At 70.2% G+C, this 21606-nt stretch carries 19 protein-coding genes; 13 read left to right on the top strand and 6 right to left on the bottom strand.

Translation table 11 applies throughout. From position 1 onward, the window contains the following. Positions 1 to 52 precede the first annotated feature (52 nt). From E5671_RS14520 to E5671_RS14495, 6 genes are all read left to right on the top strand, one after another. A complete protein-coding gene (locus tag E5671_RS14520) occupies positions 53 to 919 on the top strand; it encodes an MHYT domain-containing protein (RefSeq protein WP_160504383.1) in 867 nt (288 codons plus the stop codon). Positions 920 to 959: 40 nt separating this feature from the next. Beyond that, positions 960 to 3098 (top strand): excinuclease ABC subunit UvrB, encoded by a 2139-nt coding sequence (gene uvrB / locus E5671_RS14515; protein WP_160504382.1) that lies wholly within the window; start codon positions 960 to 962, stop codon positions 3096 to 3098. Between the two features lie 133 nt (positions 3099 to 3231). Beyond that, the gene (locus E5671_RS14510) at positions 3232 to 3810 is read left to right on the top strand and encodes a TerD family protein (RefSeq protein WP_160504381.1); all 579 of its coding nucleotides are present in this window, start codon (positions 3232 to 3234) and stop codon (positions 3808 to 3810) included. 102 nt (positions 3811 to 3912) lie between these two features. Beyond that, positions 3913 to 5853: a TerD family protein gene (locus E5671_RS14505; protein ID WP_160504380.1), complete on the top strand. Its 1941-nt coding sequence runs from the start codon at positions 3913 to 3915 to the stop codon at positions 5851 to 5853. Between the two features lie 231 nt (positions 5854 to 6084). Continuing rightward, positions 6085 to 7080: a TerC family protein gene (locus E5671_RS14500; protein WP_443032617.1), complete on the top strand. Its 996-nt coding sequence runs from the start codon at positions 6085 to 6087 to the stop codon at positions 7078 to 7080. A 103-nt stretch (positions 7081 to 7183) separates the two neighbouring features. After that, a complete protein-coding gene (locus tag E5671_RS14495) occupies positions 7184 to 8281 on the top strand; it encodes a calcium:proton antiporter (protein WP_160504378.1) in 1098 nt (365 codons plus the stop codon). Positions 8282 to 8303: 22 nt separating this feature from the next. On the opposite strand, the gene E5671_RS14490 is transcribed toward E5671_RS14495, so the two are convergent. After that, entirely contained in the window at positions 8304 to 9602 is a 1299-nt protein-coding gene (locus E5671_RS14490; RefSeq protein ID WP_202121123.1) for an MFS transporter, read from the bottom strand. 79 nt (positions 9603 to 9681) lie between these two features. Between E5671_RS14490 and aroQ the strand changes: the two genes are divergently transcribed. Next, complete coding sequence (aroQ, locus tag E5671_RS14485; RefSeq protein ID WP_160504377.1) at positions 9682 to 10143, top strand: type II 3-dehydroquinate dehydratase; 462 nt, start codon at positions 9682 to 9684, stop codon at positions 10141 to 10143. 20 nt (positions 10144 to 10163) lie between these two features. On the opposite strand, the gene E5671_RS14480 is transcribed toward aroQ, so the two are convergent. Together E5671_RS14480 and E5671_RS14475 are read right to left on the bottom strand one after the other, a co-directional pair. Then, positions 10164 to 10820, bottom strand: coding sequence for an MBL fold metallo-hydrolase (locus tag E5671_RS14480; RefSeq protein ID WP_160504376.1), 657 nt, complete (start codon positions 10818 to 10820; stop codon positions 10164 to 10166). Positions 10821 to 10830: 10 nt separating this feature from the next. Next, positions 10831 to 11514 (bottom strand): maleylpyruvate isomerase family mycothiol-dependent enzyme, encoded by a 684-nt coding sequence (locus tag E5671_RS14475; RefSeq protein ID WP_160504375.1) that lies wholly within the window; start codon positions 11512 to 11514, stop codon positions 10831 to 10833. Positions 11515 to 11737: 223 nt separating this feature from the next. On the opposite strand from E5671_RS14475, the gene uvrA reads away from it, so the two are divergent. Then, positions 11738 to 14803 carry an excinuclease ABC subunit UvrA gene (uvrA, locus tag E5671_RS14470; RefSeq protein WP_160504374.1) on the top strand — a complete coding sequence of 1022 codons (3066 nt, stop codon included), beginning with the start codon at positions 11738 to 11740 and terminating at the stop codon, positions 14801 to 14803. A gap of 120 nt (positions 14804 to 14923) precedes the next feature. After that, positions 14924 to 15688 carry a crotonase/enoyl-CoA hydratase family protein gene (locus E5671_RS14465; RefSeq protein ID WP_160504373.1) on the top strand — a complete coding sequence of 255 codons (765 nt, stop codon included), beginning with the start codon at positions 14924 to 14926 and terminating at the stop codon, positions 15686 to 15688. 9 nt (positions 15689 to 15697) lie between these two features. Here the strand turns inward: E5671_RS14465 and E5671_RS14460 are convergent, their stop codons facing one another. Beyond that, positions 15698 to 16276: a YceI family protein gene (locus E5671_RS14460; protein ID WP_160504372.1), complete on the bottom strand. Its 579-nt coding sequence runs from the start codon at positions 16274 to 16276 to the stop codon at positions 15698 to 15700. Between the two features lie 102 nt (positions 16277 to 16378). Here E5671_RS14460 and E5671_RS14455 point away from each other — a divergent pair, with 102 nt between their 5' ends. Further along, a complete protein-coding gene (locus tag E5671_RS14455; RefSeq protein WP_160504371.1) occupies positions 16379 to 17233 on the top strand; it encodes an MmyB family transcriptional regulator in 855 nt (284 codons plus the stop codon). Positions 17234 to 17259: 26 nt separating this feature from the next. Here E5671_RS14455 and E5671_RS14450 read toward each other — a convergent pair whose 3' ends face one another. Beyond that, positions 17260 to 18189 carry a PfkB family carbohydrate kinase gene (locus E5671_RS14450; protein ID WP_160504370.1) on the bottom strand — a complete coding sequence of 310 codons (930 nt, stop codon included), beginning with the start codon at positions 18187 to 18189 and terminating at the stop codon, positions 17260 to 17262. 181 nt (positions 18190 to 18370) lie between these two features. Here E5671_RS14450 and E5671_RS14445 point away from each other — a divergent pair, with 181 nt between their 5' ends. Further along, positions 18371 to 18793 (top strand): Rieske (2Fe-2S) protein, encoded by a 423-nt coding sequence (locus tag E5671_RS14445; RefSeq protein ID WP_160504369.1) that lies wholly within the window; start codon positions 18371 to 18373, stop codon positions 18791 to 18793. Positions 18794 to 18826: 33 nt separating this feature from the next. Here E5671_RS14445 and E5671_RS14440 read toward each other — a convergent pair whose 3' ends face one another. Further along, a complete protein-coding gene (locus tag E5671_RS14440) occupies positions 18827 to 19774 on the bottom strand; it encodes a hypothetical protein (RefSeq protein ID WP_160504368.1) in 948 nt (315 codons plus the stop codon). Between the two features lie 228 nt (positions 19775 to 20002). On the opposite strand from E5671_RS14440, the gene E5671_RS14435 reads away from it, so the two are divergent. Both E5671_RS14435 and E5671_RS14430 read left to right on the top strand, forming a co-directional pair. After that, positions 20003 to 20608, top strand: coding sequence for a papain-like cysteine protease family protein (locus E5671_RS14435; protein ID WP_160504367.1), 606 nt, complete (start codon positions 20003 to 20005; stop codon positions 20606 to 20608). 5 nt (positions 20609 to 20613) lie between these two features. Then, entirely contained in the window at positions 20614 to 21462 is an 849-nt protein-coding gene (locus E5671_RS14430) for a hypothetical protein (protein WP_160504366.1), read from the top strand. The last annotated feature ends 144 nt before the right edge of the window (positions 21463 to 21606 follow it).

Below are 21606 nucleotides of genomic sequence, written 5' to 3'. Positions count from 1 at the left end.
CTTGGGGGCAATCCCGGGCATTTGGACACAACAGGCGGAAGGGCTACCGCGCATGCAGGGGACTGTCGACGGTTTCAGCTATGGACTTGTCACGCCGGTAGCGGCGTACCTCATGGCGTGTCTCGGCGGAGCGCTCGGCCTGCGCTGCACCACCAGGTCGCTCCTCGTCGCGCACTCCTGGCGGCCCGGCTGGCTCGCACTCGGGTCGGCGGCGATCGGGTCCGGCATATGGACCATGCACTTCATCGCGATGATGGGCTTCACCGTCGAGGAAGCCCCGATCCACTACGACAAGGCGCTGACCTTCGCGAGCCTCGCCGTCGCCATCGTCATGGTCGGCATCGGGATCTTCATCGTGGGATACCGCGGCGCTACGGGGACGGCGCTGTTCACCGGGGGAACGATCACCGGTCTGGGCGTCGCCTCGATGCACTATCTGGGAATGGCCGGTATGCGTCTGCGCGGGACGCTGGAGTACAACACCCTCACCGTCTCCGCGTCCGTCGTGATCGCCGTCGTCGCCGCCACCGCTGCCCTATGGGCGGCCGCACAGGTCAGGGGCTTCCTCTGGAGCCTGGGCGCGAGCCTCGTCATGGGGCTCGCCGTCAGCGGGATGCACTACACCGGGATGGCCGCCCTCAGGGTCCATCTGCACGGCTCGACCGGAACGCCGACCGGAGGAGAGTCGCCCGCCGAGCTGCTCGCGCCCATGATGATCGGCCCGCTCGCCTTCCTGCTCCTCGCGGGCGTGATCGTGATGTTCGACCCGCTGATGGTGATGGGCAAGGCCGACCTCCAGAGCGCCGCACAGAGGCAGCGCGCCCCTTACCCCGTGCCTCGCTCGGGCGACCGGCACGACCCGCGGGCCGGCCGCAGGCCCCCGCAGCGACCCGGCCCGAGGACCCCGCAGAGCTGGTGATCCGACCCCGTTGTCAGTGGGGGGTCGTACGGTGGGTTCCATGCGGCCCGTATCCAAGATCGAACGCACGGTGGCACCTTTCGAGGTCGTCAGTAACTACACGCCAAGCGGCGACCAGCCGGCGGCCATCGCCGACCTGGAGCGGCGCATCAATGCAGGTGAGAAGGACGTCGTCCTGCTCGGCGCGACCGGCACCGGCAAGTCGGCCACCACCGCGTGGATGATCGAGAAGCTCCAGCGCCCCACCCTCGTGATGGCGCCGAACAAGACGCTGGCCGCCCAGCTGGCCAACGAATTCCGAGAGCTCCTCCCGAACAACGCGGTGGAGTACTTCGTCTCGTACTACGACTACTACCAGCCCGAGGCGTACGTCCCGCAGTCGGACACGTACATCGAAAAGGACTCCTCGATCAACGAGGAAGTCGAGCGCCTGCGCCACTCCGCGACGAACTCGCTGCTCACCCGGCGTGACACGATCGTGGTCGCCTCCGTCTCCTGCATCTACGGCCTCGGCACCCCGCAGGAGTACGTCGACCGGATGGTGCCGCTCAAGGTCGGCGACGAGATCGACCGCGACCAGCTCCTGCGCCGCTTCGTCGAAATCCAGTACACACGGAACGACGTGGCCTTCGCCCGCGGCACCTTCCGGGTCCGCGGCGACACCATCGAGATCTTCCCGGTCTATGAAGAGCTGGCCGTCCGCATCGAGATGTTCGGCGACGAGATCGAGGCGCTCTCCACGCTGCACCCCCTCACCGGCGAGGTCATCAGCGACGACGACCACCTGTACGTCTTCCCGGCCTCGCACTACGTGGCAGGACCCGAGCGCCTGGAGAAGGCCGTCACCGGCATCGAGAAGGAGCTCGCCGAGCGCCTCACCGAGCTGGAGAAGCAGGGCAAGATGCTGGAGGCCCAGCGCCTTCGCATGCGCACGACGTACGACCTGGAGATGCTCCGCCAGATCGGCTCCTGCTCCGGCGTCGAGAACTACTCGATGCACTTCGACGACCGCGAGCCCGGCACCGCCCCGAACACCCTCCTCGACTACTTCCCCGAGGACTTCCTCCTCGTCATCGACGAGTCGCACGTCACGGTCCCGCAGATCGGCGCGATGTACGAGGGGGACGCCTCCCGCAAGCGCACCCTGGTGGACCACGGCTTCCGGCTGCCGTCCGCCCTGGACAACCGCCCGCTGAAGTGGGAGGAGTTCCTCGGCCGCATCGGCCAGACCGTCTACCTCTCGGCGACCCCGGGGAAGTACGAACTCTCGCGAGGCGACGGCTTCGTCGAGCAGATCATCCGCCCCACCGGCCTCATCGACCCCGAGGTCGTGGTCAAGCCCACCGAAGGGCAGATCGACGACCTGGTGCACGAGATCCGCACGCGCACCGAGAAGGACGAGCGCGTCCTGGTCACCACGCTCACCAAGAAGATGGCCGAGGACCTCACCGACTACTTCCTCGAGCTGGGCATCCAGGTCCGCTATCTGCACAGCGACGTCGACACCCTGCGCCGCGTCGAGCTCCTGCGCGAGCTGCGCGCCGGTGAGTACGACGTCCTGGTCGGCATCAACCTCCTGCGGGAAGGACTCGACCTGCCCGAGGTCTCCCTGGTGTCGATCCTCGACGCCGACAAGCAGGGCTTCCTGCGCTCCGGCACCTCCCTGATCCAGACCATCGGCCGCGCGGCGCGAAACGTCTCCGGTCAGGTCCATATGTACGCGGACAAGGTCACCCCCGCGATGGAGCAGGCCATCGACGAGACGAACCGCCGCCGCGAGAAGCAGATCGCGTACAACAAGGAGAAGGGGATCGACCCGCAGCCGCTGCGCAAGAAGATCAACGACATCGTGTCGGCGATCGCGCGCGAGGAGGTCGACACGGAGCAGCTGCTCGGCACGGACTACCGCAAGGCGAAGGAAGCCAAGGCTCCGGTGCCCGCGCTCGGCGGGAAGGCGGAGAAGGCGGGCAAGGCGGCCAAGGGCGCCAAGGGCAAGGCTGCCGAGAAGGTGCCCACCGACCGTCCCGCTGCCGAACTGGCCGAGCAGATCGAGGAGATGACCGCGCGGATGCGTGCGGCCGCCGCGGACCTCCAGTTCGAGATCGCCGCACGGCTGCGTGACGAGGTGTCAGAGATGAAGAAGGAGCTCAGGCAGATGCGGGAGGCGGGGCAGGCGTAGGCGTACTGCCTGGTGTGTTGCAACACCGACACAAAGTGCTGCCCGCAGTGCGGCACTGTCAGTGCCTCTGCATAGGGTGCTGGGCAACCGCACAGACCGGCGGTTGCCCAAGCAGTTCGAGAGGGGACAGCGCGTGACGGTCAACATGACCAAGGGTCAGGCCATCAACCTGCAGAAGGACGACGGGGGCGCCCTGTCCGCCGTGCGCATGGGGCTCGGCTGGCAAGCGGCCCCGAGGCGGGGTCTGTTCGGCACGCGCACGCGTGAGGTCGACCTGGACGCGTCGGCGGTCCTGTTCGCCGACAAGCAGCCGGTGGACGTCGTGTTCTTCCGCCACCTCGTCAGTGACGACGGTTCCGTGCGCCACACCGGTGACAACCTCGTCGGCGGTGTCGGCCAGGGCGGGGACGACGAGGCGATCCTCGTCGACCTGCAGCGGATCCCGGTCCACATCGACCAGATCGTCTTCACGGTGAACTCCTTCACGGGCCAGACGTTCCAGGAAGTGCAGAACGCGTTCTGCAGGCTTGTCGACGAGACCAACGGCCAGGAGCTCGCCCGGTACACACTCGACGGCGGCGGCCAGTACACCGCGCAGATCATGGCGAAGGTCCACCGCGCGGGCACGGGCTGGCAGATGACGGCCATCGGCAATCCCGCCAACGGCCGCACGTTCCAGGACCTGATGCCGTCGATCCTGCCGCACCTGTAAGCACGCGGCACGACGGGCGACACCACACGCGGCACGGCGCGCGGCACCCATGAGTGACACGCGGCACCCATAAGTACAGAGGGCACGAGGGGGACGAAGGCGATGACGGCCGAGCTGGTCCGGGGGCAGAACCACCCGCTTCCCGGGACCCGTCTGGAGATCCGGGTCTCGGTCGGCAAGCCGATCGTTGCGGGGGTCACGCTCAGCGACGACCAGGGCAAGGTCCGCGGCACGGACTGGGTGGCCCATCCCGGGTCGCCCACGCTGCCGGGTCTCGAAGTGCCCCGGCAGGCGGCTGCCGACCACCGCCTCGCGGTGGACCTCGGCGCCGTGCCGGAAGCGGTCCACCGGGTCAACGTCCTCCTCGCGCTGCCCGTCGGCGTCGGGGGACCGGTCAGCTTCGGTTCCCTCGCCGCCCCCTTCGTCGCCGTCACCGCGCTCGACGGCTCCGAGGTCGCCAGCTACACCATCACCGACCTGGACGCCGAGTCCGCCGTCGTCGCCCTGGAGCTCTACCGCAGGCAGGACGCCTGGAAGGTGCGCGCGGTCGGCCAGGGGTACGCGGGCGGCCTCGCCGACATGCTCACCGACCAGGGCCTGCCGCAGGCGCACGACCTCGCGGGCTCGATCAACGAAGCGGTGGCCCAGGGCCTGGCCCGCTCGGTGGCCGTGCCACCGCCCCGCCCCTCGGACGAGGCCCGCGTGCGGACGACGGGACAGACCGCGGCCCCCGGCCAGGGAGCACCGGGCCCGGACAGCACCGCCGCCCCCCAGCCCGCCCCGGCGACGCACCAGCCGGGAGACGCGAGCCCCGGCACGGGCGGCCCCGTCAACTACACCCACCCCAGCCGCCAGACCAGCGCGCCGCCGCCGCCCCCGCCGGCCGCGGCCCCGGCAGAACCGGGCAGGACCGCCCAGCCCGTGGCAGGCGACGCCACCGGCTGGTCCATGGAGGAGCGCCTCTACAACCAGGTGTGGGGCATGTTCGAGGACCTGGCCCGCACGGCAGCCGCGTACCGAAGCGCCGTCGACTTCGCCGAGTCGCGCATGGACCAGGAGCTCGACAAGGTCCTCTCCGACCCGCGCAGCCGCATCGGCAACACCGGGGACGTCGCGCGTGAGGCCGCCCGCGCCAAGCACGGCCTCCTCGTCGACCAGGCAAGGGCCGCCCTCGACCGCGACCTGGGCCAGCTCGCCGCCGAGTCCGAGGTCGTCGAGCCCGCCCTGCCCCTGGCGTACGCCGGCTGGGACAGCCCGGTCTGGCACGCCTACCGCGCCCCGATGGAGATCCCCATGGCGCTGCGCCTGGGCGATCTCCATCTTCCCGAGCGCCCCGACCTGCACATCCCGATGCTGGTCAGGCTGCCCCTGGAGCGCGGTCTGTGGATCGACAGCGGCCGCTCGTCGGGCACGGACTCCGTGGTCGACACGGACCAGCTGCGCCGCCTCGCCATGGACAGCGCGGTCGCACACGCCGCACGGCTGCTCGCGGTCTACCCCGTGGGCGAGTTCACGGTGCACGTCATCGACGCGGCGGGCTCCGCGGCCGGCGCGCTCACCCCGCTCACGGCGGCCGGAGTGCTCGCCGAGCCACCGGCCACCGGCGCGGCAGGAGTCTCCGCCGTACTCGCCAAGCTGACCCAGCGTGTGGACCTGGTGCAGATGGCGATCCGCGCGGGCGCCGCCGACGCGCTGCCGCCGGACCTGGACACCGCCGAGCAGCTCCTGATCGTCAACGACTTCCCGCACGGCTTCGACGACCGCGCCGTGACCCAGCTCCGCTACCTCGCGGACGAGGGCCCCGCGGTCGGTGTGCACCTGATGATGGTCGCCGACCGCGAGGACGCCGCCGAGTACGGCCCGTTGCTCGACCCGCTCTGGCGCGCGCTCCTGCGCCTGACCCCGGTGGCCGACGACCACCTCGCCGACCCCTGGGTCGGTCATGCGTGGACGTACGAGCCGCCGATGGCGCCGCCCGGCAGCCGGGTGCTTGAGCAGGTCCTGAACCAGGTCGCGCACGCCCGCCGCACGGGCGGCCGCTGACCCCTCCCGACCTGCACTTTTGGCTCTTGTTTGCCATCCCCTTTACTAAGTCTTGGTGTTTCGCGTACTCTTCTTGCAGCGGAGGGGAGTACTCCCGAACGCGACGTGCCCGTCAATACGGACCGCCATCGGTCCCGGGGCGTCGGCCCGCGGGGCGGTGAGCCGCCTCGGGTGGAAGAGACCTCCGGCAGCGACGACGCTGATCAGTAGCCGTACGACGCCGGAGGCGCAGTGGACGTTTCAATGACCCTTTGGGTGCTGACCATTCTTGGTCTGGTTGCCCTGATCGCGGTCGACTTCTTCATCGGCCGCAAGCCGCACGACGTATCGATCAAGGAAGCCGGAATCTGGACGGTCGTCTGGATCGTGCTGGCCGCGCTCTTCGGAGTGGGTCTGCTGATCTGGGGCGGCGGCCAGGCGGGCGGCGAGTTCTTCGCGGGATTCATCACCGAGAAGTCACTCAGTGTCGACAACCTCTTCGTCTTCATCCTGATCATGGCGAAGTTCTCGGTGCCCAGTCATCTCCAGCAGCGAGTGCTGCTGTTCGGTGTGCTGATAGCGCTCGTCCTGCGAGCGATCTTCATCGCCGCCGGCGCAGCGGTCATCGCCAACTTCTCCTGGGTCTTCTACATCTTCGGCGCGTTCCTGATCTACACCGCCTGGAAGCTCATCCAGGAGGCACGCTCCGGCGATGACGAAGAGGAATGGGAGGAGAACCGCCTCCTGAAGGCCGCCGAGAAGAAGTTCGGCGTCGCCGACCAGTACCACGGCACCAAGCTCTTCATCCAGAAGAACGGCAAGAAGATCATGACGCCCCTCATGATCGTCATGCTCGCCATCGGTACCACCGACCTGCTCTTCGCGATGGACTCGATCCCCGCGATCTTCGGCCTCACCCAGGACCCGTACATCGTCTTCACGGCGAACGCCTTCGCCTTGATGGGTCTGCGCCAGCTGTACTTCCTCATCGGCGGACTGCTCAAGAAGCTGGTCCACCTCAGCTACGGCCTCTCGGTCATCCTGGGCTTCATCGGCGTCAAGCTGGTCCTGCACGCCCTGCACGAGAACGGCGTGCACGTCCCCGAGATCTCCATCCCGGTCTCGCTCGGCGTCATCTGCGGTGTCCTGGTCATCACGACGATCACCAGCCTCATCGCCTCCAAGAAGCAGGCGGAGAAGGACGCGGCCGAGGGCACGGCCGACGAGAAGGACAGCATCGAGGCCTGACGGCGTCGGATGTAGGAGTCACACCACTGGGAGTGGCCCGCGGCGGATCGCCGCGGGCCACTCCCAGTCGCGTGCCCGGTGAGCGCGAGGCAGCATCGAAGGCATGATCACTCGGCTCCGGGCACTCGTCACCCAGTGGACCGCGGCCGTGCCGGTCCTCGCCGTCGTCCTGCTCGCCTTCACCTGGGGACGCGATCTGCCGGGCGTGGGCGTGGTGGTGGTGACGCTCGTGCTCTCCGGTGCCGTACTCGCCGCCGTGCACCACGCCGAGGTGATCGCGCACCGGGTCGGTGAACCCTTCGGCTCGCTCGTCCTCGCGGTCGCCGTGACGATCATCGAGGTCGCGCTGATCGTCACACTCATGGCCGACGGCGGCGACAAGAGTTCCACGCTGGCCCGCGACACCGTGTTCGCCGCCGTGATGATCACCTGCAACGGCATCATCGGCCTGTGTCTGCTGGTGGGCGCCCTCCGCCACCGCGTCGTCGTCTTCCAGTCCGAGGGCACCGGCGCCGCCCTCGCGACCGTCGCCACGCTCGCCACCCTCAGCCTGGTCCTGCCGACCTTCACCACGACCAAGCAGGGCCCGGAGTTCTCCACGGCGCAGCTCGTCTTCGCCGCCCTCGCCTCGCTCGTCCTGTACGGCCTGTTCGTGACCACGCAGACCGTGCGCCACCGCGAGTACTTCCTGCCGATCACCCGCAAGGGCGAGGTGATCGACTCCGAGGACGCAGGCGGGCCCTCCAGCCGCACCGCCGTGATCAGCCTGGCCCTGCTCGCGCTCGCCCTGATCGGCGTGGTCGGCCTCGCCAAGGGGGTCTCGCCGACCATCGAGTCCGGTGTGGAGAGCGCCGGCATGCCGCACGCCGTGGTCGGCGTGATCATCGCGTTGCTCGTGCTGCTCCCGGAGACCATCGCGGCCGTGCGCGCCACCCGCCGCGACCGGGTGCAGACCAGCCTCAACCTCGCCCTCGGGTCCGCGATGGCCAGCATCGGCCTGACCATCCCGGCCGTCGCGGTCGCCTCCGTCTGGCTCTCCGGGCCGCTGGTGCTCGGACTCGGCCCGACCCACATGGTGCTGCTGGCGCTCACCGTGATCGTCGGCACGCTCACGGTGGTGCCTGGGCGCGCGACGCTGCTGCAAGGCGGCGTCCATCTGGTGCTGTTCGCGGCGTACTTGGAGCTCGCGGTCACGCCGTGACGAGTGCGGTGACGACGTACGTTCACGCCGTGGCGGGGGCGGGTTCCGGGACAGGGCGCGTCTCGGGCAGCAGGGCGAAGCAGCCGAGGCTCAGCAGGGCGACGGCCGTCAGATACGCCGCGACGCCCCAGGGCGTGCCCTCGCCGTGCGCCACCGCCGTCGCCACGATCGGGGTGAGCGCGCCCCCGAGGACCCCGCCCAGGTTGTAGCCCACCGCGGCGCCCGTGCAGCGCACCCGCGGCTCGTACAGCTCGGGCAGGTACGCGGCGATCACGGCGAACATCGTGATGAACGCGAGCATCGCCACCAGGAAGCCGAGGAACATCAGCAGTGGCTCGCCGGTCGCGAGCAGCGCGATCATCGGGAACATCCAGAGCGCGGTGAGCGCGCATCCCAGCAGACACAGGGGCTTCCGTCCGTACCGGTCACCGAGCATCGCGGCCACGGGCGTCAGCGCGCCCTTCACCACGACCGCCGCCATGATGCAGGCGAGCATGACCGTACGGCTCACGTCGAGCCGCTCCACCGCGTAGGCGAGGGACCATGTCGTCACGGCGTAGAACACGGCGTACCCGACGGCGAGCGCGCCCGCCGTGAGCAGTACGAGCCGCCAGTGGTCGCGCACCACTTCGGCGAGCGGCACGCGCGCGTGCTCCCGCAGTTCCAGGAAGCTCGGGCTCTCCGCGAGGGACGTACGCAGCGCGAGCCCGGCCGCCGCGAGCACGCCCGCGGCCCAGAACGGCACGCGCCATCCCCAGGAGGCGAACTGCGCATCGGTGAGGGTCGCCGAGAGCGCCAGCATGATCCCGTTGGCGAGCAGAAACCCGAGCGGCGGCCCCATCTGCGGAAAGCTCGACCACAGCCCCCGCCGCTCGGCCGGCGCGTGCTCGGCGGTCAGGAGCACCGCCCCGCCCCACTCCCCGCCGAGCCCGAGCCCTTGGAGGAACCGCAGCACAAGGAGCAGCACCGGAGCGGCGGTCCCGATCGAGTCGTACGTGGGCACACAGCCGACGGCGACCGTGGCGAGGCCCGTCAGGAGCAGCGAGCCGACGAGCACGGGCCGCCGCCCGCGCCGGTCACCGATGTGCCCGAAGAGGACGGACCCGAGGGGCCGCGCCACAAAGCCCACTCCGAATGTCGCGAAGGCGGCGAGAGTTCCCGCCAGCGGGGAGAAAGTGGGGAAGAACAGGGGGCCGAGGACGAGGGCCGCGGCCGTCCCGTAGATGAAGAAGTCGTAGAACTCGATGGCGGTCCCGGCGAGCGAGGCGGCCGCGAGCCGTGGCAGAGAGGGAGTCCTGGCAGGAGAGTGGATCTTGCGCATGCCGCGTCAACTACCCACTGTGACGGCCGGTTACGGGGGCGTGCGGAGGCGCGGAGAGATCCCTCAGTACGCTGACGGCATGACGCGCACTCTTGCCAACGCCCCGATCATGATCTTGAACGGCCCCAATCTGAACCTGCTCGGTCAGCGCCAGCCCGAGATCTACGGCTCCGACACCCTCGCCGACGTCGAGGCGCTGTGCGCCAAGGCGGCGGCAGCGCACGGCGGCACGGTGGATCTCCGGCAGAGCAACCACGAGGGTCAGTTGGTGGACTGGATCCACGAGGCACGCGAGCACCACGCGGGCATCGTCATCAACCCGGCCGCCTACTCGCACACGTCAGTCGCGATTCTGGACGCGCTCAACACCTGTGACGGAATGCCGGTGTTGGAGGTCCACATCTCCAACATCCATCAGCGGGAGGCGTTCCGGCACCATTCGTACGTCTCCCAGCGCGCCGACGGCGTCATCGCGGGGTGCGGTGTGCAGGGGTACGTGTTCGCGGTGGAGCGGGTGGCGGCGCTGGTCGGCGGGGCCTAGCCCGTTTCGCCGTACGCGGCTCACCAGCCCCGCTGACGCCATTCCGGCAGGTGCGGGCGCTCGGTGCCCAGCGTCGTGTCGTTCCCGTGGCCGGGGTAGACCCAGGTCTCGTCGGGCAGCGTCCCGAAGATCTTCGTCTCGACGTCGTGCAGCAGGCTCGCGAAGGCCTGTGGGTCCTGGTGCGTGTTGCCGATGCCGCCCGGGAAGAGGCAGTCGCCGGTGAAGACGTGCGGGTGGCCGTGCGGGTCGTCGTACACGAGGGCGATCGAGCCCGGCGTGTGGCCCACCAGATGGCGCGCGGTGAGCGAGACCCGGCCGACCTGGACGGTGTCGCCGTCCACGAGCGGGACGTCCGTGGGCACCGGGATGCCCACGGCGTCCTCGCGGCCCGCGAAGGTCCGGGCGCCGGTCGCCGCGACGACCTCGGCCAGTGCCTGCCAGTGGTCGCCGTGCTGATGGGTGGTGACGACGGACGCGATGCCGTCGTCACCGATCAGCGTGAGCAGCGTCGAGGAGTCGTTCGCCGCGTCGATCAGGAGTTGCTCGTCCGTGGCCCGGCAGCGCAGCAGATAGGCGTTGTTGTCCATCGGGCCGACCGCGACCTTCGAGATCATCAGATCCTGCAGCTCGTGCACATCCGCACCGCCGCCGACCTTCACTGCTCCGCTGTACGTCATGTTCCTCAGCCTATAGCGGCGGCAGGGAGGGCAGGAGACCGCCTTCGGCCGTCAACGCGGAGCCGTCACGACGGCCGGAGAGCCAGCCGAGCAGGTCGGACGCGGGACCGGAAACAGTGACCTCGGGTTCGCCGTCCCGGCCGGTGCTCCACGCGTGCGTGCCGTCCGTCACCCGCGTCGGCGGCACATCGGGGTTCCCGGAGAAGCGAGCCGTCAGGAACGCGATCTCCCGCTGCACGAATTCCTCCGGCAGGTCTTCGAGCTCGTACCCGATACCCAGGTCCACGTGGTGCAGCTCGACCTCGATCCATCGCCGGAAGGGCACGTTCGACGCCGAGTCCGTGACGCCGTTGCGCATCGTGATGGTGCGGGACCAGTCCGCGGGGATCTCGGCCTGGGCCTCGAAGCGGTTCGCGGACTCGCGTACGTCGACGAGCTGCTCGGTCAGCGGCCGGGGCGCGTCCCGCTCGATGTCGCTGTCCCGTGCGTCGCCGCTGATGTACATGGGCCGCCCGGCGAGGACGTTGACGAGCGCGTCCGCGTTCCGGGCGAGGTGGGCGAGGACGTGACCGCGGGTCCAGCCCGGCAGCCGTGACGGCTCGGCAGTCGAATCGTTGTTCAATTTCGCGGCTGCGGTGAGCAGCCGGTCGGTCGCGTCACGTACAGACGCCAGGTCGCGCACATGATCAATCATGCGCCCGACGATAGTCGCGCCACACGTTCGGGTGAAGGTGTCAGAGCGGGGCCGCAAATCGAATGCACGTGCTATATGGTCGGACGCGGCATCGGGCATTCTTGGTAGTCCGGGTTTGTTATCACCCAGGGCATCCGTCCCGGCGTTGTCAGTGGCTCGCCCTAGTCTGTGAATGACGGGGGTCCCGCCCCTGTCACTTCTCTCAAGAAAGGTGCGGACCGGCGTGGCCGACCGTCTCATCGTCCGTGGCGCGCGCGAGCACAATCTCAAGAACGTCTCGCTCGACCTCCCGCGCGACTCCCTCATCGTCTTCACCGGGCTCTCCGGGTCGGGCAAGTCCTCGCTCGCGTTCGACACGATCTTCGCCGAGGGCCAGCGGCGGTACGTGGAGTCGCTTTCCTCGTACGCCCGGCAGTTCCTCGGCCAGATGGACAAGCCGGACGTCGACTTCATCGAGGGCCTCTCGCCCGCGGTCTCCATCGACCAGAAGTCGACCTCGCGCAACCCGCGCTCCACGGTCGGCACCATCACCGAGGTCTACGACTACCTCCGCCTGCTCTTCGCGCGCATCGGCAAGCCGCACTGTCCCGAGTGCGGCCGCCCCATCTCCCGGCAGTCGCCGCAGGCCATCGTCGACAAGGTCCTGGAGCTGCCGGAGGGCAGCCGCTTCCAGGTCCTCTCGCCGCTGGTGCGCGAGCGCAAGGGCGAGTTCGTCGACCTCTTCGCCGACCTCCAGACCAAGGGCTACAGCCGCGCGCGGGTCGACGGCGAGACGATCCAGCTCTCCGAGCCGCCCACGCTGAAGAAGCAGGAGAAGCACACCATCGAGGTGGTCATCGACCGCCTCACGGTGAAGGACTCCGCCAAGCGCCGCCTGACCGACTCCGTGGAGACCGCGCTCGGCCTCGCCGGAGGCATGGTCGTGCTCGACTTCGTCGACCTCCCCGAGGACGACCCGGAGCGCGAGCGCATGTACTCGGAGCACCTGTACTGCCCGTACGACGACCTGTCCTTCGAGGAGCTCGAGCCCCGCTCCTTCTCCTTCAACTCGCCCTTCGGCGCCTGCCCGGACTGCACGGGCATCGGCACGCGCATGGAGGTCGACCCCGAGCTGATCGTCCCGGACGAGGAGAAGTCGCTCGACGAGGGCGCGATCCACCCCTGGTCGCACGGTCACACCAAGGAGTACTTCGGACGGCTCGTCGGCGCGCTCGCCGACGCCCTCGGCTTCTCCACGGACATGCCCTGGGCGGGCCTCCCGCAGCGCGCCAAGAAGGCCCTCCTGAACGGCCACAAGACGCAGATCGAGGTGCGCTACCGCAACCGGTACGGCCGCGAGCGGGTCTACACCACCGCCTTCGAAGGCGCCGTCCCCTTCGTCAAGCGCCGCCACAGCGAGGCCGAGAGCGACGCCAGCCGCGAGCGCTTCGAGGGCTACATGCGCGAGGTGCCCTGCCCCACCTGTGAGGGCACGCGCCTCAAGCCGATCGTCCTGGCCGTCTCGGTCATGGGGAAGTCCATCGCCGAGGTCTCGGCGATGTCCATCAGCGACTGCGCGGACTTCCTCGCCGAGCTGAAGCTGGGCGCCCGCGACAAGAAGATCGCCGAGCGCGTCCTGAAGGAGGTCAACGAACGGCTGCGGTTCCTGGTCGACGTCGGCCTGGACTATCTCTCCCTGAACCGCGCGGCGGGCACCCTCTCCGGAGGCGAGGCCCAGCGCATCCGTCTGGCCACGCAGATCGGCTCGGGCCTCGTCGGCGTCCTCTACGTACTGGACGAGCCGTCCATCGGTCTGCACCAGCGCGACAACCACCGCCTGATCGAGACCCTCGTGCGCCTGCGCGACATGGGCAACACGCTCATCGTCGTCGAGCACGACGAGGACACCATCAAGGTCGCCGACTGGGTCGTCGACATCGGCCCCGGCGCGGGCGAGCACGGCGGCAAGGTCGTGCACAGCGGCTCCATGAAGGAGCTGCTCGCCAACCCGGACTCGGTGACCGGACAGTATCTGTCGGGCAAGAAGTCCATCCCGGTGCCGGACATTCGCCGCCCGGCGGACCCCTCCCGTCAGCTGACCGTGCACGGCGCCCGGGAGAACAACCTCCAGGACATCGACGTCTCCTTCCCGCTCGGCGTCCTCACCGCCGTCACGGGTGTCTCGGGCTCCGGCAAGTCGACGCTCGTGAACGACATCCTCTACACGCACCTGGCGCGCGAGCTGAACGGCGCCCGGTCCGTCCCCGGACGGCACACGCGCGTGGACGGCGACGACCTCGTCGACAAGGTCGTGCACGTCGACCAGTCGCCCATCGGCCGCACACCGCGGTCGAACCCCGCGACGTACACCGGAGTCTTCGACCACGTCCGCAGGCTGTTCGCGGAGACGATGGAGGCGAAGGTCCGGGGCTATCTCCCCGGCCGCTTCTCCTTCAACGTCAAGGGCGGCCGCTGCGAGAACTGCTCCGGTGACGGCACGATCAAGATCGAGATGAACTTCCTCCCGGATGTGTACGTCCCCTGCGAGGTCTGCCACGGGGCGCGCTACAACCGCGAGACGCTGGACGTCCACTACAAGGGCAAGTCCATCGCCGAGGTCCTGGACATGCCGATCGAGGAAGCGCTCGACTTCTTCGAGGCGGTGCCGGCCATCTCCCGCCACCTGCGCACGCTCAACGACGTGGGTCTGGGGTACGTCCGGCTCGGTCAGTCCGCGCCGACCCTCTCCGGTGGCGAGGCCCAGCGCGTGAAGCTGGCCTCCGAGCTCCAGAAGCGCTCGACGGGCCGGACCGTCTACGTCCTGGACGAGCCGACCACCGGTCTGCACTTCGAGGACATCAGCAAGCTGATCACTGTCCTGTCCGGCCTGGTCGACAAGGGCAACACGGTCATCGTCATCGAGCACAACCTCGACGTCATCAAGACCGCGGACTGGGTCGTCGACATGGGCCCCGAGGGCGGCAACGGCGGCGGTCTCGTCGTCGCCGAGGGCACGCCCGAGGAGGTCGCCGGGGTCCCGACGAGCCACACGGGCAAGTTCCTGCGGGACATCCTGGTGGCGGACCGGATCAGTGACGGGTCCTCGCAGGGGCGTAAGCGGACCGTTGCCTCGGCCTCGGCGGTGAAGAAGACGGCCTCTGCCAAGACCACGGCGAAGACCGCTGCGGCCAAGTCGGCCCCTGCCAAGAAGGCTGTCGCCAAGAAGGCTGCTCCGACGAAGGCTGCTGCGAAGAAGGCCGCTCCGAAGAAGGCCGCTGCGAAGAAGGCGACCAAGGCTCGCAAGGCCTGATGTGAATGCGCGACCGGACGCGTGCGCCTGCGGGTGCGTCGCGGCCGGTCGCGCAGTTCCCCGCGCCCCTTAAGGGGCGCCTCTTGCCCGGCGGTCCGTTCTCATGCTCGCCTTGGCCGCATGACCGTACGTTCTGAACGCCAAGGCCCCGTCACCACCATCGTGTTGTCGCGTCCCGACGTACGCAACGCCGTCGACGGGCCCACCGCCCACGCCCTCGCCGACGCGTTCCGTGCCTTCGACGCGGATCCTGACGCGTCCGTCGCCGTGTTGTGGGGCGAAGGCGGCACCTTCTGTGCCGGTGCCGACCTCAAGGCCATCGGGACACCGGCCGGGAACGAGGTGACCGAGAAGGGCGACGGGCCCATGGGTCCGACCCGCATGCGTCTTTCCAAGCCGGTCATCGCGGCGATCTCCGGACATGCCGTCGCCGGAGGCCTGGAACTCGCGCTCTGGTGCGATCTGCGGGTCGCCGACGATGACGCCGTACTGGGAGTCTTCTGCCGCCGTTGGGGCGTTCCGCTCATCGACGGCGGGACCGTGCGGCTGCCACGGCTCATCGGTGAGAGCCGGGCCATGGACCTGGTGCTCACCGGCCGCCCCGTCCCCGCGGCGGAGGCGCTCGCGATGGGACTGGTCAACCGGACCGTACCGCCGGGCACCTCCCGCGCCGCGGCCGAACGCCTCGCCGCGGAGATCGCCGCGTTCCCCCAGACCTGCCTCCGCAACGACCGGCTGTCCGTCCAGGAACAGGGCGGCCTGACCGAGGAGGAGGCGATGGCGGGCGAACTGCGCCACGGCCTGCGGTCCCTCGCCGATGCGGCGGACGGCGCGGCCCGGTTCGCCGCCGGGGCGGGACGGCACGGGGCGTTCACGGACGACTGAGACGCCGCCTCACTCCTGCGGTGCGGCGGACCCGGCAGGCTCCAGGAACTGCATGTCCAGCTGGATCTTCACCACGTCGCCGAGCATCCCGGCGCCGAAGTCGAGGCCGTAGTCGCTGCGCTTGATCTCGCCTGTCGCCTCGAAGCCCGCATGGCGCTGGGCGTCGCCCGGGAAGGCTTGGAGCCCGCCGAACTCGACGGCGAGGGTGATGGGTTTCGTGACGTCCCCGATGGTCAGTTCGCCCTCCAGGGTCCACTCGTCCTCCTTGCCGATGACCCGCGTCGAGCGGAACGTCATCGTGGGGCGGCGCTCCACGTCGAGGAGGTCCGGCGCGCGGACGTGGGCGTCGCGGTCCTTGTTGCCGGTGTCGATCGAGGCCAGGGCGATGGTCGCCGTCACCGATGAGGTCTCGGCGCTCTCGCCCACGACCAGTCCGGCCGTCACCTCCGTGAACCGCCCCCGCACCTTCGAGATCCCGAGATGGCGGATGGTGAAGTTGACGGCGGAGTGGAACGGGTCGATCTCCCAGCTCCCGGTGGGGAGGGGAAGCGCGGTCGCGGCGTGAACAGTACTCGTGTCGGAAGTCATGCCGTCCACGATGCGAGGCCGCCCGCACCCGAGGAAGGCCGAGCCGAGACGGGTAGTGACAGGGCCACGATCCGGCCCCACGACGGCTGGTACGTTCGGCCGGTGAGCGACAACGAGCTCGGCACCTTCCTGCGCACCTGCCGCGAAGCGGTCACGCCCGCCGAGGTGGGGCTCCCCACCGGCCCCCGGCGCCGCACGCCCGGCCTGCGCCGCTCCGAGGTCGCCACGCTCGCCGGCGTCAGCGTCGAGTACCTCGCCCGCCTCGAACAGGGCCGCGACCGCCACCCGTCCCCGCAGGTGATGGGCGCGCTCGCCGACGCGCTGCGGCTCTCCATGGAGGAACGCCTCCACCTGCGCCGCCTGGAGAAGGCGACGACCGGCGACCCCTGCTGCCCGACACCGAGCGTGCCGTCCCGGTCGGTGCGCCCCACCGTGCGGACGCTCATCGAACGCCTGGAGCCCACCCCCGCCGTCCTGTTCAACCGGCTCAGCGATGTCCTCGCGTACACCTCGGGCTATGAGCGGATCATGCGGCCCATCGGGCTCCTCGATGACGAGCGGCCCAATCTCATCCGGTTCCTGTTCACCGACGAGCGGGCCCGCGCCGCCTACCCCGAGTGGGACCAGGTCGCCGACGAACTGGTCGCCTCGCTCCGCGCCGAGTCCATGCTCGCCGACCCCCATGCCGTGGGATTCGCCGACGAGTTGACCGTCATGGCCGGTGCGCCCTTCGCCGACCGGATGTCGGTCGTGCCGCGGCTGCCCCGGCACAGCGGCGTCGCGAGCCTGACGCATCCGGAGGCCGGGGCGGTGCGGCTGTCGTACGAGACGCTGACGCTGCCCGACACCGATGGCCAGCGCCTGGTCGTCCACCTGCCGGCCGACGAGGCCTCAACGGCCGCGCTCGACCGCCTCAACGGCCGCAGGCCGGGCGGGTTGCGCGCGGTGACGGGCTGACCGCCAAGTCCGCATGCGGGCCCGTCTCACCCCAGCTCCTTCGCGTACGGAGGCTCAGCGCCCGCGCGGGACACGGTGACGGCGGCCGCGCGTGCCGCGAAGCGCAGGACCTCGCCCCAGCTGTCAGCTCCGAGGCCGGACAGAGACTCCGCGGACAGCGCGTCCCGGGCGGAAAGTCCGTGCAGCAGTGCCGCGTTGACCGTGTCGCCCGCTCCGATGGTGTCCACCACGTCGACCCGCTCGCCCGGCACGGACCACTCCCCGCCGTCGCGCGTGAAGACGGTGAGACCCTCGCCGCCCCGCGTCACCACCACCGCGCCGGGCCCGGACGCGAGCCACTCGCGCGGCGTGCCGCCGAGCCAACTCGCGTCTTCCTGCGACAACTTGAGCAGGGAGACCGACGGCAGCCAGCTCTTGAACCGGGCCCGGTAGGCGTCCGCGTCCGGGATCAGGCCCGCCCGGATGTTGGGGTCGAGCGCCGTGAAGACGCCCCGCGCCGCCTCCCGGCGCATCAGCTCCTCGTACGCGCTCGCGCCCGGTTCGAGGACGAGCGAGCACGTGCCGAACGACACCGCGCGTACGTCGTCGGGCAGCCTCTCCGGGGCCGTGAAGAGCCGGTCCGCCGTGCCCTCGACGTAGAAGGAGTAACCGGCGGAGCCGTCCGCGCCGATCGAGGCGACCGCGAGCGTCGTCGGCTCGGGACCCCGCTGGACGTACGCCACCTCGACACCCGCGGCCCGCAACCCGTCGACCAGCGCCTCGCCGAACGCGTCAGCCGAGATCCGCGAACAGAAGGCCACGGGGGAGCCGAGACGGCCGAGGGCCACCGCGGTGTTGTACGGACCGCCGCCGAGCCGCGGGGCGAGCGCGGGCAGCCCGGCATCACCACTGCCAAAGGCACCGGCGGTCTCCTGCGGGACCAGGTCGATCAGGGCCTCTCCGGCGACGACTATCACGGGTGGTTCCTCTCGGTTCTGCGGTGGTGTGTCTCCCCGGTTTCCGCCACAGGCTAGGCCTTCCCGGCGGACCCGGCCCGACACGGGCGGCACTCGGGCACGGCCGCGCCCAACGCGGGCAAGGGGCGCCCCACCGGTATGGTCTGATCCGTCACTGAAGCGACCGACCTGTGGAGATTCCATGCCCGGCACGCCGCCCCCCGCCCGCCGTACCGTGCTGCGCGCCGCCGCCCTCGTCCCGGCCGCCGGCCTGGGGCTCACGGCCTGCTCCTCCGGAGGTGGTGACGGCGGCGGCAACCGTTCGGCGCCGACCGCGCCCGTGGACCTCGGGAAGTCCGACGACGTGGAGGTCGGCGCGTCGAAGCTCTACACGGGCGAGAACGTCGTCGTGAGCCGCATCTCGGACGACGAGTACAAGGCGTTCAGCTCGATCTGCACGCACGAGAAATGCCCCATCAACAAGCTCGAGGGGCACAAGCTCACCTGCCAGTGCCACGGCAGCCAGTTCGACGCGACGAACGGCAAGGTGCTGCACGCCCCCGCCGTCAGGCCGCTGGAGGAGCTGCCGGTGAAGGTGGAGGACGGCAAGATCGTCGCGGGCTGAGGGACGGTGCGGCCGTTCAGCCGCCGGCCGCGTTCACTCCCAGTCCCACGCGATCCCCAGGATCCCGGCCCGCACCTGCGGCTCCACGAGGTGCACCGACCGATGGCTGCCGCTCAGCGTCAGCTCCTGGCGTCCTCCGCGCGGCGCGGCGGCCGAACGCTGGCTGAAGCGGTGACAGCGCACGGGAAGGGCCCCCTCGTCGAAGCGCACCTGGAGCGCGTACTGCCCGCCCGCGAAGCTGAAGCCACGGAAGTACTCGGTGGCCGTCCCCGCCGTGCCGTCCTCGAAGCCGTAGCGGAACAGATGCGTGTCGCCCGCGCGCAGACGCGCGTCGAAGAGCAGCTCGGCGACGAGCACCCCCGTCTCGTGGTGCCACCGAACCCGTCCCGTGCGGCAGTTCTCCAGGGCGTGGACGCCGACGCGTTCCGGTACGCAGCCGGGGTCGCCGTGGTAGATCGCGAGGTAGCGGTCCACGGCGTCCCGGTGGGCGCGCACCACGTGCTGCGAGTCGCGGCCGAGCAGCTCGCGGCGACCGCCTATCCGCACCCGCTCGTAGTGGCCGATGGTGTGCAGACCGCCGTCGAGCGGCGACCCGAGCTCGGCGATCAGCTCCTGGAGCACGTCGGAGGCGTCGAGCAGGGAGCGGTAGGAGCGGGCGGCGGGGCGTTCGCAGTCGGGGTGGTCGGAGCGCTTGGCGAGGAGCCGGATCAGTGACTCCTCGGGGAGTTCGAGGATCTCCTCCAGGGCGCGCACGGCACGGAGCGACTCGGTGCGCTGGGGGCGCCGGGCGCCCTGTTGCCAGTAACTCAGGCTCGTCACCCCGACGTTGACGCCTTGCCGCGCGAGATGATGCCGTACGCGTTGCAGGGGAAGGCGCCGTGCGGCGATCGCGGCCCGCAGCGCCACGTGGAAAGGGCCGGTGCGCAGGGCGGCCTCCAGGTCCGCAGGCGCGCCGTCCGCGAGCTGTGTGCCGTGCCGCATCGCAAGACCCTTCTGTGAACATTCACATCGGCCGGCCGGGCGTACGCGCCGGTCGGAGCGGGCCACCAGGTGGGCGTACGAGGGGTGTTCACATACGTACGCCGACGTTCACGGCCCAAGTAATCCCGCATTGAACCGTGTTGACCTGCACCCGACAACACTCGATGCTCAATCGCAGCGTCCGGACGCGCTCCTCCACCACCCCACCCCCCGCTCGGGAGGAACGCGATGCGCCATAGAACCAGCAGGTACAGCGGACGCAGACGGTTGTCCGCGCTCGTCCTCGTGGCGGCGGCCCTGGTCGCCGCGCCGGCGGCCACGGCCACCGCCGCCCCCGACGACCCGTCCGTTCTCGCCGCCAAGCGCCTGAACATCACGATGCAGGCCCAGCAGAAGACCAACTGGTGCTGGGCCGCGGCCGGGAACACGATCGCCGCCTTCTACGGCAAGAAGTACAGCCAGAACCAGTTCTGCAACGCCGCCTTCGGGCGCAGCCAGAACACCGAGTGCCCCAACAACCAGGCCACGCTGGGCAACGTGCAGAACGGTCTGGAGTGGGCGGGCATCAACCCCGGTTCGTACGTCAACGGCTGGCTGCGCTACCCGACCGTGCAGGCCGAGATCAACGCGGGCCGGCCGGTCGAGACCCGCATCCTGTGGTCGAACGGCGGCGGTCACATGCACGTCCTCTACGGGTACGACGACGCGAGCAGCTGGGTCTACTGGGGCGACCCGTGGCCCTCGAGCAACCGCTACAACTGGGCCTCGCACAGCTGGTACGTCAACAACAACACCTTCTCCTGGACCCACTCGCTGTACCGGATCGGGGCGTGAGCGCGATGAGCCGTCACCTTCCACGTCACCTGCTGAGGGCCACGCTCGCCGGCTCGGCGGCCACCCTGCTGCTCGGCCTCGCGGCGCCGCAGGCCACCGCGGACTCCGGTCCTTCGGACGTCTCCACCTCCTCCCGTGAGGCGGCCCACGACGCCGCGAGCGCGCCCAAGACCCTCGAGACGCTCTCCCGCTTCTTCGCGCGGGAAGGGGCCGTCAGCACGGCCGCGGCGGATCCGCGCGTGCAGGGCGGCGACGCCGTGCCCGTGCGCTATCTCTCCCCGGAGTTCGTCGCCGGGAAGAAGGGGGCGCCGGTCGCCCGCGTGGAGTTCCTGGCCAGCAAGGCGGTCTCGTCCGACGGGCAGGAAGCCTCCCTGTGGACGGTGAAGCAGGGCAGCTCCTGGCAGGTCGTGAACATCGCCACCGGGGACGACGAGACGCACTACGCGCGCGTGGGCGCCGACAAGCTCCCCGGAGGCACCGTTTTCCACGAGCCGCAGATCAATGCCTGGTACGTGCAGGGGCCGGGGCGGGTGCTGCCGCTGGACGCGGACGCGGTGCGTGCCGTGGGCGCGGGCGGGGTCTCGGTCGCCGCCTATCAGAAGCGCGTGCACGCTGCGTACGCCGACAAGCTGCCGGGGTCTGCGTACGCGAAGTCCGGCGAGGCGGGGGGCTTCGCCCCGAAGGAGCGGACCGCGAAGCCCCCGGCGGCTCCGGCTCCGGCTCCGGCTCGGGCCGCGGCTTCGGCTGAGGGACCCGTCACGGTGGCCTTCTCCGTGGCCGGAGCGGGAGCCCTGGCCGCCCTCGGCCTCTCCGTGGCGGCCGTCCTGCGCCGTCGCACCCGGCAGCACGGCTGACCGGCCCCCGGCCTCCGGCCGGGAGCTCCCCCCACCCACCCGCCCTTCAGGGCGGGTGGGCTCAAGGGTTGGGGAAGGCGGCGGGCTGTCGGCTGGGACGGCGGAGGTCCGGGGCGGCGGGGTCCGGGCGTGGCGCGGACGTCC

The sequence above is a fragment of the Streptomyces sp. BA2 genome, from assembly GCF_009769735.1.
Classification (GTDB): Bacteria; Actinomycetota; Actinomycetes; order Streptomycetales; family Streptomycetaceae; genus Streptomyces.
The sequence above is the reverse complement of the archived record's forward strand: the minus strand, read 5'-3'. Positions and strand labels throughout refer to the sequence as shown.